We start from the raw sequence: 14,254 nt of genomic DNA, 5'->3' as shown, positions 1-14,254 counted from the left end.
CTCACGCCTCCTTGGGGTCGACGGGGGCGGAGGAGCGGCGGCGGGCGGCCCGTAGCGGCGGTTTCACGCCGAGGCGCTTGGGGTCCAGCCCCGACCACGGGTGTCCGCCGGCGAAGAACTTGTGCCGGGCCAGGATCGTCATGAGCGGCTTGGTGAAGAGGAAGACCACCACGACGTCGAGGAGCGTGGTCAGGCCGAGCGTGAACGCGAAGCCCTGCACCTTGCCGACGGTGACGATGAAGAGCACCGCGGCGGCGAGGAAGGACACGAAGTCGGAGACCAGGATGGTGCGCCGGGCGCGCGGCCAGCCGCGCTCGACGGCCGGGCGCAGGGTCCGGCCGTCGCGGATCTCGTCCCGGATGCGTTCGAAGTACACGATGAAGGAGTCGGCGGTGATGCCGATGGCCACGATGGCGCCGCAGACGGCCGGCAGGTTCAGCGCGAAGCCGATGGCCGGGCCGAGCAGGGTCATGATCGTGTAGGTCAGGACCGCGGAGACCCCGAGGCTGGCCAGGGCGACGAGCGCGAGGCCGCGGTAGTACGCCACCAGGTAGATGATCACCAGCACGAGGCCGATGGCGCCCGCGAGCAGACCGGCGCGCAGCTGTTCGCCGCCGAGCGCCGCGGTCACGGTGGTCTCGGTGACGACGTCGAAGGAGAGCGGCAGCGCGCCGAAGGACAGCACGTTGGCGAGGTCCTGGGCGCTCTGCTGGGTGAAGCTGCCGGAGATCTCGGCCTCGCCGCCCGCGATGGACTGGCTGACCGACGGGTCGGAGACGACCTCGCCGTCGAGGACGATCGCGAACTGGTTCTGCGGCGGCTGCTGGCCGGCCAGCTTGCCGGTGACGGCCGCGAACTTCTTGGAGCCGCCGGAGGTGAACTTCAGCTGGACGATCCAGCCCTGGCCGCGCTGGCTGTCGAAGACCGCGGAGGCGCCGTTGACGTCGGTGCCCTCGACGGCGACCGGGCCCAGGATCTCCTTGGCGGAGCCGTCCTTCTTGCACGCGACGACCGTGTCCTTGGGGGCCGCGCCCGCTGCCTTCTCGCGCGCCTTGGCCATCCCCTCCTTGGTGGTGCAGTCCAGTTCGGCGAGCTGCTTCTGGAGGGCGGCGACGTCCGGGGAGCCGGGGGGCGTCTGGGAGGGCTTCGGGTCCTTGCCGTCCTTGGCGTCCTTGGAGTCCTTCCCCTTGCCCGTGGTCTTGGGGTCGGGGGTCGCGTCGGCCTTCAGGGCGTCGGTGACGGCCCTGCCCTGCGTCTTGGACGTCGGGGTGCCGGTGGGCGTGGAACTGCTGCCGGACGGGTCGGCCTTGTCGCCGCCCTTGCCCTTGTCCTTACCGTCCTTGTCGCCCTTACCGTCCTTCTTGTCCTTCGCGGTGGAGGAAGGGCTGGTGGACGGCTGCGGGGACTTGCTGACGGGCGTGGTGCTCAGCACCGGGCGGAAGCCGAGCTGGGCGGTGGTGCCGACCTGCTGGCGGGCCTGTTTCGCGTCCGTCCCCTTGGGGATGTTCACGATGATGTGATTGGCGCCCTGCGTCTGGACCTCGGCCTCGGTGACGCCCAGACCATTGACACGCCGGTTGATGATGCCCACGGCGGTGTTCATGTTGGTCGTGTTGATGGCGTTGGGCTTGCCCGGCTGGTTCTTGGCCTCCAGCGTGAAGCTCGTACCACCGGCGAGGTCGATGCCCAACCGCGGCGTGGTGTGCCCGGAGGTGAACATCCCGCCCACGAGCGCCACCATGGCGATCAGGATCAGGGCGAGAATCCGCCCCGGCCTGCCCTGGCCGCCCGGGGACCTACGGCCCTTCTTCGGTGCTGCCACCTTGTCGTATCTCCCTGTCCAACCGCCCGGCGTCGGGTGTGCGCCGGGCGGCCACGAAGTGTTGTGGGGACGTGCCCCCGCCGGAGCCTAGACCGTCAGGGAACCGCGGCGCACCGCTCAATGGGCGCTCCGCGGTTCGTCGTACGGGGCCTTACTTCGCGTCGGTGTCGCCGTCGCGCTTGCCGTCCTTCTTGACGTCCTCGGGCTTCGCGTCGTCCGCCGACGCGCCCGCTTCGTCCGCCTTGCCCTTGCCGAGGTCGATCTTCTTCTCCTCGGCGGCCGGCTCGATGTCCTCGGTCAGCGAGGAGGCGTCGTCCGGGACGACCGGCGTCTCGGTGCCCTCGGGCTCGATCCCGTGCACGATGCGGTTGTACTCCGAGTCCTCAAGGACGGCGCCGATGGAGTTCTTCGCGTAGATCGCGTGCACGCCGGGGGCGATCTCAAGGCTGACCGCGTCGTCGTGGACCTCCTTGACGGTGGCGTACATGCCCCCGATCGTGCGCACGCCGGAGCCTGGCTGCATCTGGTTCCGCATCGTGGCGGCCTGGCGCTGCTTGTTCTTCGCCGACCGGGTCATCAGGAACATGGCCCCGATGAGCACGATGAACGGGAGGAGAGTCACGAGATTCACGGGACGGGTTTCCTTCACACGACCGCCGGGGAGCGGCCTGGACTACGGGGGTGGTATGCCGGACCGAGACGGACGGCATCGGCGGAGTCTAAGCGAGTCCGCACCTATGGAACAACGCCCAGCATGGCACCGGGGTTCCTGAGCCGACCAGTCCCCGCGCCGTCAGCCGTCGAACAGGCCGCTCTGTCCCGGCTGCCCGGGGCCGCCCGCGCCCTGTCGCGGCGGCAGGAGTCCGAGGTGCGCCCAGGCGGCCGGGGTGGCGACCCGGCCTCTGGGCGTACGGGCCAGCAGCCCCTCCCTGACCAGGAACGGTTCGGCGACCTCCTCGACCGTCTCGCGCTCCTCCCCCACCGCCACGGCGAGGGTGGAGAGGCCCACCGGCCCGCCGCTGAAGAGCTTGAGGAGGGCGGTGAGGACCGCGCGGTCGAGCCGGTCCAGGCCGCGGGCGTCCACCTCGTACACGTCGAGGGCCTGCGCGGCGATCTCGGCGGTGATCAGCCCGTCCGCCTTGACCTGCGCGTAGTCGCGGACGCGGCGCAGCAGCCGGTTGGCGATGCGGGGGGTGCCGCGGGACCGGCCGGCGATCTCGCTTGCCCCGTCCCGCTCGATCTCCACGTCGAGGAGGCGGGCGGAGCGGTGTATGACGCGCTCCAGCTCGGCCGGCGCGTAGAACTCCATGTGGCCGGTGAAGCCGAAGCGGTCGCGCAGCGGCGGCGGCAGGAGTCCGGCGCGGGTGGTGGCGCCGACGAGGGTGAAGGGCGGCAGTTCGAGGGGGATGGCGGTGGCGCCGGGGCCCTTGCCGACGATGACGTCGACCCGGAAGTCCTCCATGGCCATGTACAGCATCTCCTCGGCGGGCCGCGACATGCGGTGGATCTCGTCGAGGAAGAGGACCTCGCCCTCGGCGAGGGAGGAGAGGATCGCGGCGAGGTCGCCGGCGTGCTGGATGGCGGGGCCGGAGGTGATCCGGATGGGGGCGCCCATCTCGGCGGCGATGATCATCGAGAGGGTGGTCTTGCCGAGGCCGGGCGCGCCGGAGAGCAGGACGTGGTCGGCGGTGGCGCCGCGCTGGCGGGCCGCGCGCAGCACCAGGTCGAGCTGTTCGCGGACGCGCTCCTGGCCGACGAACTCGTCGAGGTCCTTGGGCCGCAGGGCGGCCTCGACGGCCTGGTCGTCGCCGTCGGCTCCGACGGCGGCGTCCACCAGCCGCCCGCCCGGCCCCGCGGGGCCGTCGAGGTCGGCGTCGGGTGTGGCCGCTGCGGGCTCGTCCCAGTTCATGGTGGGTCTCTCGGGTAGGCGGTGGCGTGCGGGGCCGGTCGTCAGCGGGCCCGGTTGAGGGTCTGCAGCGCGGCGCGCAGCAGCTGCGGTACGGCCGGCTGAGCGCCCTCGGCCATGGCCGCCTCCGCCTGCGGGGCCACGGCCACGACCGCCTCGTCGGCCTCCCGGGTGGCGTAGCCGAGGCCGATCAGGGCGGCGGTCAGCTGCTCGCGCCAGCCGGGGCCGGCGGCGCTGCCGACGCCCGTGCCCGCGCCGGGGCCGACCGGGTCGCCGAGGCGGTCCTTCAGTTCGAGCAGCAGCCGCTGGGCGCCCTTCTTGCCGATGCCGGGCACGGCCGTCAGGGCCTTCTCGTCGCCGGTGGCGACGGCGCGCCGCAGGGCGTCGGGGGCGTGCACGGCGAGCATGGCCTGGGCCAGCCGCGGGCCGACGCCGCTCGCGGTCTGGAGCAGCTCGAAGGTCTGGCGCTCGTCGTCGTCGGCGAAGCCGTAGAGGGTCAGCGATTCCTCGCGGACGACGAGGGAGGTGGCGAGCTTGGCGGGCTGTCCGACGCGCAGGGCGGCGAGCGTGCCCGGGGTGCACTGGAGCGCCATGCCGACGCCGCCGACCTCGACGACTGCGGTGTCCGGGGCGAGGGCCGCGACCCGGCCGGAGACGAAGGCGATCATCGGGTGCCTTTCGGGAGACGTGCTGGGGCGAGGGTGCGGCGGTGGGCCGCGACGGCTTCTTGGAGGCGGTTGGTCGCCGGCGCGCGCCAGATGTGGCAGATGGCCAGGGCGAGGGCGTCGGCGGCGTCCGCCGGCTTCGGCGGCGCGTCCAGCCGCAGCAGCCGGGTGACCATGGCGCCGACCTGGGCCTTCTCGGCGCGGCCGGAGCCGGTGACGGCGGCCTTGACCTCGCTGGGGGTGTGCAGCGCGACGGGCAGTCCGCGGCGGGCGGCGCAGAGCATGGCGACGGCGCTGGCCTGGGCGGTGCCCATGACCGTGCTGACGTTGTGCTGGCTGAAGACGCGCTCCACGGCGACGCATTCGGGCCGGTGCTCCTCCAGCCACGCCTCTATGCCGCGCTCGATGAGGACGAGCCGCTCGGGGACGGGGGCATCGGCCGCGGTCCGTACGACCCCGACCCCGGCCATCCGCAGGGGGCGGCCCGCCACGCCTTCCACCACGCCGATCCCGCACCGGGTCAGCCCCGGGTCCACGCCGAGTACGCGCACCGTGCCCCCCTTTCCTCGGCCGACTGCCGACTGTTCACGCAGGTTACCGGCTGCCACTGACAACGCTCGGGCACGGGCACGCCCGCGGGCCCGACCGGAGGTGACGCGGCGTCGGGCCCGGCCGCCCGGGCCGTGCGCCGGAACGCCGGAGCACCGGAGGGCCGACATGACGAACGGGCCGACGGAGCATCCCCGTCGGCCCGCCCGTACGCGGTCAGCGGCTCAGGCGTCCACCTTGGCCATGACGTCGTCGGAGACGTCGAAGTTGGCGAAGACGTTCTGCACGTCGTCGCTGTCCTCCAGCGCGTCGATCAGCTTGAAGATCTTGCGCGCGCCGTCCTCCTCCAGCTCCACCTGCATGGTGGGGACGAAGTTGGCGTCGGCCGAGTCGTAGTCGATGCCGGCGTCCTGGAGGGCGGTGCGGACCGCGACCAGGTCGGTGGCCTCGCTGAGCACCTCGAAGGAGTCGCCGAGGTCGTTGACTTCTTCGGCACCCGCGTCCAGGACCGCGCCGAGCACGTCGTCCTCGGTCAGCTCGGCCTTGGGGACGATGACGACGCCCTTGCGGTTGAAGAGGTAGGACACCGATCCCGGGTCGGCCATCGAGCCGCCGTTGCGGGTCATCGCCACGCGGACGTCCGAGGCGGCGCGGTTGCGGTTGTCGGTGAGGCACTCGATGAGCACCGCGACGCCGTTCGGGCCGTACCCCTCGTACATGATCGTCTCGTAGTCGGCGCCGCCGGCTTCGAGACCGGCGCCGCGCTTGACCGCGGAGTCGATGTTCTTGTTCGGCACCGAGCTCTTCTTCGCCTTCTGGATGGCGTCGAAAAGGGTCGGGTTGCCCTCCACGTCGGCGCCGCCCGTGCGGGCCGCGACCTCGATGTTCTTGATCAGCTTCGCGAAGAGTTTGCCGCGCTTGGCATCGATCACGGCCTTCTTGTGCTTCGTCGTAGCCCATTTAGAGTGGCCGGACATCCGCGTGTCTCCTTCGCGTAACCAAATCTTGAATGAACGCCTGAGATCCTACCGGGGCGAGCTCACAGCGTGGCGCGCACCATGTCGACGAAGAACGCGTGCACCCGGTGATCTCCAGTGAGTTCGGGGTGGAACGACGTGGCCAGGACACGGCCCTGCCGGACGGCGACCGTATGGCCGTCGTGGACGGCCAGCACCTCGACGCCGGCGCCCGTGGACTCGACCCAGGGCGCGCGGATGAAGACGCCCTCGACCGGCCCGCCGGCTATCCCGGCGACCTCGACGGCCGCCTCGAACGACTCGTTCTGCCTGCCGAACGCGTTGCGGCGCACGATCATGTCGATGCCGCCGAGCGTCTCCTGGTCCTCTCGGCCGTCGAGCAGCTTGTCCGCGACCATGATCATTCCGGCGCAGGACCCGTAGACGGGCATCCCGGCCCGTACCCGCGCGCGCAGCGGTTCGAGCATCCCGAAGGCGACGGCGAGCTTGGAGATGGTGGTCGACTCGCCGCCGGGGATCACCAGGCCGTCGGCCTCGGCCAGTTCCTCGGGACGGCGGACCGGGCGGGCGCGGACGCCGGTCTCGGCGAGGGCGGCGAGGTGTTCGCGGACGTCGCCCTGGAGGGCGAGCACCCCGATCACGGGGGCGGGCTCGGGGTGGGACACGGACACGGACACGAAGTGGATACCTCTCAGGGGTCGGCTCCCGGTGGGCGGCCGGGGATCGCGGGGGCCTCGGGGCGTTGATCACGCGAGCCACGGGGACTGCCGGTCACCTGGACCAACGGGGGCTCGAAGCAATCGGGCCCGTGGAGGCTCGGAGCACCTGGGCCGCAGGGGCTCCGATCACTCGGGCCGTGGGGCTCGGGTCAACCGGCCGCAGGGGCTCGGATCACCCAGCCCGTGGGCCCCGAACCCGGGTCGCGCGGGCCCGAATCGTGCGGGTCGCGCAGGCCCGGATCACGCGGGTCACACGGGCCGCCAAGCCCCGGCCGCGGGGACCGCCCACCGGTCGGCGCGGTCTACCAGCCGCGGTTGGCGTAGCGCTCGGACTCGGGGAGGGTGTCGCAGTTGATGCCGACCATGGCCTCGCCGAGGTTGCGGGACGCGTCCGCGATGATCTTGGGGTCGTCGTAGAAGGTCGTGGCCTTCACGATCGCCGCGGCCCGCTTCGCCGGGTCGCCGGACTTGAAGATCCCGGAGCCCACGAAGACCCCCTCGGCGCCGAGCTGGCGCATCAGCGCCGCGTCGGCCGGGGTGGCGACGCCGCCCGCGGAGAACAGCACGACCGGCAGCTTGCCGAGCTCGGCGACCTCCTTGACCAGCTCGTACGGGGCGCGCAGCTCCTTGGCCGCGGCGAACAGCTCATGCGAGTCGAGGGCGCGCAGCCGGCCGATCTCGCCCTTGATCTGCCGCATGTGGCGGACGGCCTCGACCACGTTGCCGGTGCCGGCCTCGCCCTTGGAGCGGATCATGGCCGCGCCCTCGGCGATCCGCCGCAGCGCCTCGCCGAGGTTGGTGGCGCCGCAGACGAAGGGCGTGGTGAACGTCCACTTGTCGCTGTGGTTGACCTCGTCGGCCGGGGTGAGCACCTCGGACTCGTCGATGTAGTCGACACCGAGCGACTGGAGGACCTGGGCCTCGACGAGGTGGCCGATGCGGGACTTGGCCATGACCGGGATGGAGACGGCCCCGATGATGCCGTCGATCATGTCCGGGTCGGACATCCGGGCCACGCCGCCGTCCTTGCGGATGTCGGCCGGGACCCGCTCCAGGGCCATGACCGCGACGGCGCCCGCGTCCTCGGCGATCTTCGCTTCCTCAGGCGTGACCACATCCATGATCACGCCGCCCTTCAACTGCTCGGCCATGCCGCGCTTGACGCGCGCAGTGCCGGTCTCGGGGCTTCCCGCGGTGGTGGTGGACACGTGATGACCTCGCTATCAAGGGCTGAGACGCTGCATGACCCACCGAACCTCACGCGTACGACCTGCGGAAAGAGCCAATCCGAGGCCGGTGGCCCGTACGGGCGGTCAGCGGCCGTACGAGCGTCGGCCGCCGTGCGAGCGGCAGCGGCCGTACGGGCACAGGAACCTCGCGAGCACCTGCACCAGCACCAGCACCAGCACCAGCACCAGCACCGTACGAACGACAGCAGCCGTACGGACACCGGCACCGTACGAACAACAGCGCTCCACAGGCATCAGCAGCCGCACCGCCCCCGACCCCGATTCCGGCCCCAGAACCCCCGCCCGCCCCCGTACGAGCGTCAGTGCGCCGCGTGCTCCGTCAGCGCGGCCGGGGGCTCGTCGTCCATCTCGAAGGCCAGCGGGAACGGCGCGTGGCCGGCCAGCCGGAACCAGCGCACCACCCGGTGCTCGCGCACCGCCCGCGCCGCCCGCACCGAGTCGTTGTGGAAGCGCCGCGCCATCGGCGCCCGGCGCACGGCCTCCATCAGCTCCCGCACCGACTCCTCGCCGCCCGGCGCCTCCCGTACCGCCTCGACCTGCGCCGGCTCGGCGAACACCGCGCGCAGCGCCTGGCTCAGCTCGCTCTCGGCGACCTCCCGGTGCTCCTCCTCGGCCTGCCGGGCGGCGTGCGCCGCCTGGTAGAGCACGATGGACGCCGCCGGGTCGAGGACCCCCGAGGTGCCGAGTTCCTGCGCCACCGACGCGCGCCGCAGGAGCTGTGCGTCGAGCGCGGCCTTGGCCGCGTCGATGCGGCTGTGCAGCCGGTCCAGGCGCCCCGCGGTCCAGCTCAGGTAGACGCCGATGACGACCAGGGCCGCCGCGATCCAGATGAAAGTGGTCACGCCGGGCCACAGTACCGGCCGCCCCGGTCCACCCCCCGGTGGAGACGCGGGTGGAGGCGCAAGGGAACGCAGGGGTGGAGAGGCGCCGCCGAGGACCGACCCTGACTCCGATCCGCGCGGCCGCCCCGCTTCCTAGCGTGTCGGTGAAGGACACCGGACCCGACCGGACCGGCCCGACCGGCCGGTCCATGACCAGGGGGCACCCATGGACCGGCAGACACGGCGCTCAGTCGCCGCCTCGATCGCCGTCAACATCGTCTTCCCGCTCGGCATCTACTATCTGCTCCGCGCCCAGGGCGCCGCGCAGTGGCTGGCGCTACTGCTCAGCGGCGCGGCCCCGGCGGTGCGCGCCGCGTACACGCTGGCCGTCCGCCGCCGCGTCGACGGCTTCGACCTGTTCGTCGTCGGCATGCTCGCCCTCTCCGCGGGCACCTCGCTGATCAGCGGCGAGCCGCGGGTGCTGCTGCTCAAGAACGTGGCGCTGTCGCTGGGGCTGGCCGGCTGGATTCTGGGCACGCTGTACGCGCCGCGGCCGTTCGTCTTCCAGTTCTCGCGGCGGTGGCACGGCGAAGCGGCCAGGGCGGAACGCGACCTGCTGTGGACGGAGTCGGCCGAGTTCCGGCGTGCGCTGCGGCGGGTGACGATGCTGTGGGGCGGCGCCCAGCTCGTCGACGCGGCCCTCAGTACGATCACCGCCCTGACGCTGCCCGTCGACGCCGTTCCGGCGATCGAAAAGGTGCAGAGTTACGGGCTGCTCGGCCTGCTGGCGGCCGCGACCCTCGTCTACGGGCGCCGCTTCCGCGCCCGCCACGGCGTGTCCCTGATCGGCTACCGCCGGGGCGCCGCCGTGCCGGAGCCGGCCACGAGCGCGGCCTGAGCGGAGCTTGAACGGTTCTGAACGATCCGGCCCGGCCGCCGACGGACACCCGCGGCCGGGCCGTCGGCCGTGCCCGCCGAGCCTTGGACGGCCGCCCCCGCCCGTAGGCCCATCAGCCCCTCAGCCCCTCAGAACCGAAATGCGTCAGTCCCGAGCCAGCCCGAACCGCGCGCGCAGCCCCGCCCGCTCGTCCGCCGCCACCGAGGCCGCGCCCGCCGTGACCATCTCGTACACGGCGAGGATCTCCGCGCCCACCGTCGACCAGTCGAAGCGGCGTACGTGCCGGCTGCCGTGCTCGCTCAGCTCGGTGCGCCGCTTGGGGTCGCCGAGCAGCCGCACCGCCGCGGCCGCGAGGGCGTCGGCGTCCTCGTTGGCGAACAGCTCGCCCGCCGTGCCCTGGTCGAGGACCTGCACGAAGGCGTCGAGGTCGCTGGCGAGCACCGGCGCCCCCGCCGACATCGCCTCGACCAGGATGATCCCGAAGGACTCGCCGCCGGTGTTGGGGGCGACGTACACGTCGACGCTGCGCAGCAGCCGCGCCTTGTCCTCGTCGCTGACCATGCCGAGGAACTCGACGCGCCCGCGCATCTCCTCGGGCAGGCTCGCCACCGCCTCCTCCTCGTCACCGCGCCCGGCGACCAGCAGCCTGGCCTCCGGGCACTCGGCGAGGATCTTCGGCAGCGCCCGCATCAGGACCGGCAGGCCCTTGCGCGGCTCGTCGATGCGGCCGATGAAGCCGATGGTGGAGCCCTGCCACTCCGCCTTGGGCTCGGCGTCGGCGAAGAAGCCGACGTCCACGCCGTTGGGGATGACGACGGCGTCCCCGCCGAGGTGCTCGACCAAGGTCCGGCGGGCGTACTCGCTCACCGCGATGCGCGCGCTGATCTTCTCCAGGGCGGGCTGGAGGATCGGATACGCGGCGATCATGAAGCGGGAGCGCGGGTTGGAGGTGTGGAAGGTCGCCACGATCGGGCCCTGCGCCGCCCAGCAGGCGAGCAGGCCGACGGACGGGGTGCCGGGCTCATGGATGTGGATGACGTCGAAAGCACCGTCGTGCAGCCACCGGCGCACCCGGGCGGCCGACAGGAATCCGAAATTGAGCCGCGCTACCGAACCGTTGTAGGGCACCGGTACGGCACGTCCGGCGGAGACCACATACGGCGGCAGCGGTGTCTCGTCGTCCGCCGGGGCCAGTACGGACACCTCGTGGCCCAGCCGGATCAGGTGCTCGGCGAGGTCGCGGACGTGGAACTGGACGCCGCCGGGGACGTCCCACGAGTACGGGCAGACGATCCCGATCCTCAAGGCTTCTCCGTTCCGGAGCTGTCATCGGAGTGGGGCTCAGGTCTGGAGCCCGCGCCGGAGCGCGGCTCGGGACCGCCGTCCGCCCGCGGTTCGAGGTCGGCGAGCCACAGGCGCTGGAGCATGTGCCAGTCCTCCGGGTGCTCGGCGATGCCCGAGGCGAACGCGTCGGCCAGCTGCTGCGTCATGGCGGCGGCCTGCTCGGTGCGGGTCCCGGTCTCCGGAACCTCGACCTCCGGGTGCACCCGGCCGCGCATGACCGGTGTCCCGTCGTACCAGAGCGTGACCGGCAGCAGCAGCGCACCGGTCTGCCGCGCCAGCATGGCAGGGCCCGCGGGCATCCGCGCGGTCTCGCCGAAGAACTTCACCTCGACGCCCGAGGCGGACAGGTCCCGGTCGGCCACCAGGCAGACCAGGCCGCCGGCGCGCAGCCGCCGGGCCAGGGTGCCGAACGCGCTGCCGCCGGAGTGCGGCAGCACCTCCATGCCCAGCCCCTCGCGGTAGGCGACGAACCGGTCGTACAGCGTCTCGGGCTTGAGCCGCTCGGCGACCGTGGTGAACGGCACGCCCAGCTTGGTGGTGACCCAGGCCCCGGCGAGGTCCCAGTTGCCCAGGTGCGGCAGGGCGATGATGACGCCCCGGCCGCTGGCCAGGCCGTTCTCCAGGTGGTGCACGTCCTGCGGGTCGAAGCCGCCCCGGATGCGCTCCTTGCTCCAGGCCGGCAGCCGGAAGGACTCCATCCAGTAGCGCAGGTACGAGCGCATGCCGGCCCGCGACAGCTCGGCGAGGCGCTCCGGGCCGGCGTCGGGGACGACCCGCGCGAGGTTCGACTCCAGGCGCAGCACGCTCTTGCCGCGCCGCTTCCAGGCGGTGTCGGCGATCCCCTGCCCGAGCCGTACGGCCACGGGTTCGGGCAGCTTCTTGACGGTGCTCCAGCCGAGCCCGTACAGCGCGTCGGTCAGCTGGTCCTTCATGCGGTCCCGCTCCCCTGCGCGTCCGCCTCGGCGGCCTCGCGGCGTACGGTCACCACCCGCTGCACCAGTGTGACGAGGCTGCCTGCGGCCACGGCCCACAGGGCGATCGGCAGCAGCACCTGGATGCCGGGCACGCCGAACTTGTGCAGCCCGGAGAAGCCGCAGGCGACCAGCGAGATGACCAGCCGCTCGGCGCGCTCGACGAGCCCGTTGACGTTCACCGGCAGGCCGATCGCCTCGCCGCGCGCCTTGGTGTACGAGACCACCTGGCCGCTGGCGAGGCAGAAGATCGTCACCGCGCAGAGCGTGAGGCTGTCGCCGCCTCCCGCGTACCAGAGCGCGAGGCCGCCGAAGATCGCGGCGTCGGCGACCCGGTCCAGCGTGGAGTCGAGGAACGCGCCCCAGCGGCTGGAGCGGCCGAGCTGGCGCGCCATGTTGCCGTCGACCAGGTCCGAGAAGACGAACAGGGTGATGACGACGGTGCCCCAGAAGAACTCGCCCTGGGGGTAGAAGACCAGCGCGCCCGCCATGACACCGCCGGTCCCGATGAGGGTCACCGCGTCGGGGCTGACACCGAGCCGGATGAGCAGAGCGGCGAACGGCGTGAGAACACGCGTGAAGAAAGCACGCGCGTACTTGTTCAGCATGGCCTTCCCGGAGGTCGAATCGGGCCGGATGGTCAAGGGGCCACCGGCTGGCCCATCGTAGTCACGCGACATGCGCGCACCGCGAACGCATCGCGTCCGGCGACCATGGCGCTCGTCACGGCCGGCCGGCGACCGGGACCCTGGCGGGCCGCGCCGCACGTCCACGCACCGCCCGCCCGTACAGAACCCGCCCGTACGGACCGCCCGGGCCAGACCGCTCCCGCCCGACCGCGCGCACCGTCGCCCGTACGCGTGCGACTGCCCCGGCCCGCCCCGGCCCGTACGGACAGATCGCAGCCCCAACCCGTACGAACGCCCCAGCCCCCGCCCGTACGGACCGCCCGGGCCGGACCCCTCCCGCCCGACCGCGCACACAGGTCGTCGCGGCACCACGGCCGCGGGCCCGAAGACCGGCCGAGCGGCCGACGGCTCCCGCGTCCGTATCGGCCGATCGGCCGACCCCGGGCCGGCCGCCGCTCCGTAGCCTGGGAGCTGTGAAAGATCGCGCACCGCTCCCCCGTCTCCGCGCCCGGCACTTGGCCTTCTGCGCGCTGTACGCGGCCTTCGTCCTGCTGTGGGTCGCCGACCTGGCCTCCGCCACGGCGGGCCGCGCCGGCGCCGGTCCGCGGGCCTGGCTGCTCCCCGTGGTCGGGCCGCTGATCGCCGCGCTGGTGCTGCTGCCCGCGGCCCGGCCGCGCGGCCTGACCTGGCGGACCGCCGCCGCGGTCGTGCTCTCCTGGCTGCTGACCGGCTTCCTGCTGCTGCCCGGCGAACGCGTCGTGGACGGCGCGTGGGGGCTCCTGGAGACCGCCTGCCTGCTGCTGGCCCTGACGCGCGTCGCGCGGAGGGAGGGGCCGCCGGGCACGGCCGTCGCGCTGAGCGCGGCTCTGGGCCTCGCGGTCATCGTGGTGCCGCTGCGCATGGCCGAGCCGCACCTGATGGTCGCCTTCTCCTTCCTCCTCACCTTCTTCGTCGGCGCCGCCGTCGGGCTCGGCAGCTATCTGCGCGTGCTCGACGGCCGGCGCGTGCGCGCCATCTCCGCCGTGCGCGACGGCGAGCGGCGCGAACTCGCCCGCGACCTGCACGACTTCGTCGCCCACCACGTCACCGGGATCGTCATCCAGGCGCAGGCCGCCCGTACCGTCCGGGAGACCGCGCCCGAGCAGGTGGACCCGCTGCTGGAGAGCATCGAGCGGGCGGGGACGGAGACGCTGGACTCGATGCGGCGGCTGGTGCGCGTGCTGCGCGAGGAGGAGGGGGAGCCCCTGCGGCCGGGCGACACACTCGATGAACTCCCTTCCCTCGTGGCCGAGTTCACCCGCAATGGCGGCCCGCCGGTCGCCCTGGAGGTCACCGACGCGGCGCGGCGGGCCCGGCTGGGGCCCGCGGTGGAGACGTCCGTGCAGCGCGTGGTGCGGGAGGCGCTGACCAATGTGCGCCGCCACGCCCCCGGCGCCGCCACGGCCGACGTCCGTGTCGACGCGGACCGGGAGAGGCTCACCGTCCAGGTCCGCAACGCCCCTTCGGCCGAGCGGCGGTTCGCGCCGCTGGGCGGGCGCGGCGGCTTCGGGCTGCTCGGGCTGCGGGAGCGGGTGGAGGCCGTCGAGGGCGAGCTGCGGGCCGAGCCGACGGCGGACGGCGGCTGGCTGGTCGCCGCCGCCTTCCCCGCGCCGGCCGGCGCGGGGCCCATGGCAGGATCTCCCGGGTGAGCAGCTCCACGACGA

At 72.9% G+C, this 14,254-nt stretch carries 14 protein-coding genes; 2 read left to right on the top strand and 12 right to left on the bottom strand.

Going from position 1 to position 14,254, the window contains the following annotated elements:
• Position 1: 1 nt before the first annotated feature.
• The 9 genes from secD to AB0I22_RS07455 form a co-directional block, all read right to left on the bottom strand.
• Complete coding sequence (secD, locus tag AB0I22_RS07495) at positions 2-1,822, bottom strand: protein translocase subunit SecD (RefSeq protein WP_363129699.1); 1,821 nt, start codon at positions 1,820-1,822, stop codon at positions 2-4.
• 151 nt (positions 1,823-1,973) lie between these two features.
• On the bottom strand, positions 1,974-2,453 hold the full coding sequence (gene yajC, locus AB0I22_RS07490; RefSeq protein WP_363129698.1) for a preprotein translocase subunit YajC: 480 nt from the start codon (positions 2,451-2,453) through the stop codon (positions 1,974-1,976).
• A gap of 162 nt (positions 2,454-2,615) precedes the next feature.
• Positions 2,616-3,731, bottom strand: coding sequence for a Holliday junction branch migration DNA helicase RuvB (gene ruvB / locus AB0I22_RS07485; RefSeq protein WP_363129697.1), 1,116 nt, complete (start codon positions 3,729-3,731; stop codon positions 2,616-2,618).
• 41 nt (positions 3,732-3,772) lie between these two features.
• Positions 3,773-4,396, bottom strand: coding sequence for a Holliday junction branch migration protein RuvA (gene ruvA, locus AB0I22_RS07480; protein ID WP_363129696.1), 624 nt, complete (start codon positions 4,394-4,396; stop codon positions 3,773-3,775).
• Positions 4,393-4,944 (bottom strand): crossover junction endodeoxyribonuclease RuvC, encoded by a 552-nt coding sequence (gene ruvC, locus AB0I22_RS07475; RefSeq protein WP_363129695.1) that lies wholly within the window; start codon positions 4,942-4,944, stop codon positions 4,393-4,395. The genes ruvA and ruvC overlap by 4 nt, the downstream gene beginning before the upstream one ends.
• A 222-nt stretch (positions 4,945-5,166) precedes the next feature.
• Positions 5,167-5,919: a YebC/PmpR family DNA-binding transcriptional regulator gene (locus AB0I22_RS07470; RefSeq protein WP_363129694.1), complete on the bottom strand. Its 753-nt coding sequence runs from the start codon at positions 5,917-5,919 to the stop codon at positions 5,167-5,169.
• A gap of 62 nt (positions 5,920-5,981) precedes the next feature.
• Positions 5,982-6,596 (bottom strand): pyridoxal 5'-phosphate synthase glutaminase subunit PdxT, encoded by a 615-nt coding sequence (gene pdxT / locus AB0I22_RS07465; protein ID WP_363129693.1) that lies wholly within the window; start codon positions 6,594-6,596, stop codon positions 5,982-5,984.
• 344 nt (positions 6,597-6,940) lie between these two features.
• The gene (gene pdxS, locus AB0I22_RS07460; RefSeq protein ID WP_363129692.1) at positions 6,941-7,846 is read right to left on the bottom strand and encodes a pyridoxal 5'-phosphate synthase lyase subunit PdxS; all 906 of its coding nucleotides are present in this window, start codon (positions 7,844-7,846) and stop codon (positions 6,941-6,943) included.
• Positions 7,847-8,187: 341 nt separating this feature from the next.
• Positions 8,188-8,730, bottom strand: a complete 543-nt coding sequence (locus AB0I22_RS07455) for a hypothetical protein (RefSeq protein ID WP_363129691.1) — start codon at positions 8,728-8,730, stop codon at positions 8,188-8,190.
• Positions 8,731-8,935: 205 nt separating this feature from the next.
• Here AB0I22_RS07455 and AB0I22_RS07450 point away from each other — a divergent pair, with 205 nt between their 5' ends.
• Positions 8,936-9,607: a VC0807 family protein gene (locus AB0I22_RS07450; protein WP_363129690.1), complete on the top strand. Its 672-nt coding sequence runs from the start codon at positions 8,936-8,938 to the stop codon at positions 9,605-9,607.
• 144 nt (positions 9,608-9,751) lie between these two features.
• On the opposite strand, the gene AB0I22_RS07445 is transcribed toward AB0I22_RS07450, so the two are convergent.
• Genes AB0I22_RS07445 through pgsA form a run of 3 tightly spaced genes read right to left on the bottom strand, consistent with a single transcriptional unit; the run spans position 9,752 to position 12,530 of the window.
• On the bottom strand, positions 9,752-10,912 hold the full coding sequence (locus tag AB0I22_RS07445) for a glycosyltransferase family 4 protein (protein WP_363129689.1): 1,161 nt from the start codon (positions 10,910-10,912) through the stop codon (positions 9,752-9,754).
• Positions 10,909-11,883, bottom strand: coding sequence for a phosphatidylinositol mannoside acyltransferase (locus tag AB0I22_RS07440; protein ID WP_363129688.1), 975 nt, complete (start codon positions 11,881-11,883; stop codon positions 10,909-10,911). Before AB0I22_RS07440 ends, AB0I22_RS07445 begins: the two co-directional genes overlap by 4 nt.
• The gene (gene pgsA / locus AB0I22_RS07435) at positions 11,880-12,530 is read right to left on the bottom strand and encodes a phosphatidylinositol phosphate synthase (RefSeq protein ID WP_363129790.1); all 651 of its coding nucleotides are present in this window, start codon (positions 12,528-12,530) and stop codon (positions 11,880-11,882) included. The genes AB0I22_RS07440 and pgsA overlap by 4 nt, the downstream gene beginning before the upstream one ends.
• 494 nt (positions 12,531-13,024) lie before the next feature.
• Here pgsA and AB0I22_RS07430 point away from each other — a divergent pair, with 494 nt between their 5' ends.
• Positions 13,025-14,239, top strand: a complete 1,215-nt coding sequence (locus tag AB0I22_RS07430; RefSeq protein WP_363129687.1) for a histidine kinase — start codon at positions 13,025-13,027, stop codon at positions 14,237-14,239.
• The last annotated feature ends 15 nt before the right edge of the window (positions 14,240-14,254 follow it).

Source organism: Streptomyces sp. NPDC050610 (genome assembly GCF_040654875.1).
In the GTDB taxonomy this organism is placed as follows: Bacteria; Actinomycetota; Actinomycetes; order Streptomycetales; family Streptomycetaceae; genus Streptomyces.
Note: the sequence above shows the minus strand (reverse complement) of the source record. Positions and strands in the feature narration are given on the sequence as shown.

Excerpts from the sequence above, each read along its gene's own strand:
- pgsA (WP_363129790.1), bottom strand. The coding sequence starts at position 12,530 with ATGCTGAACAAGTACGCGCGTGCTTTCTTCACGCGTGTTCTCACGCCG.
- ruvA (WP_363129696.1), bottom strand. The coding sequence starts at position 4,396 with ATGATCGCCTTCGTCTCCGGCCGGGTCGCGGCCCTCGCCCCGGACACC.
- ruvB (WP_363129697.1), bottom strand. The coding sequence starts at position 3,731 with ATGAACTGGGACGAGCCCGCAGCGGCCACACCCGACGCCGACCTCGAC.
- AB0I22_RS07440 (WP_363129688.1), bottom strand. The coding sequence starts at position 11,883 with ATGAAGGACCAGCTGACCGACGCGCTGTACGGGCTCGGCTGGAGCACC.
- AB0I22_RS07450 (WP_363129690.1), top strand. The coding sequence starts at position 8,936 with ATGGACCGGCAGACACGGCGCTCAGTCGCCGCCTCGATCGCCGTCAAC.
- AB0I22_RS07470 (WP_363129694.1), bottom strand. The coding sequence starts at position 5,919 with ATGTCCGGCCACTCTAAATGGGCTACGACGAAGCACAAGAAGGCCGTG.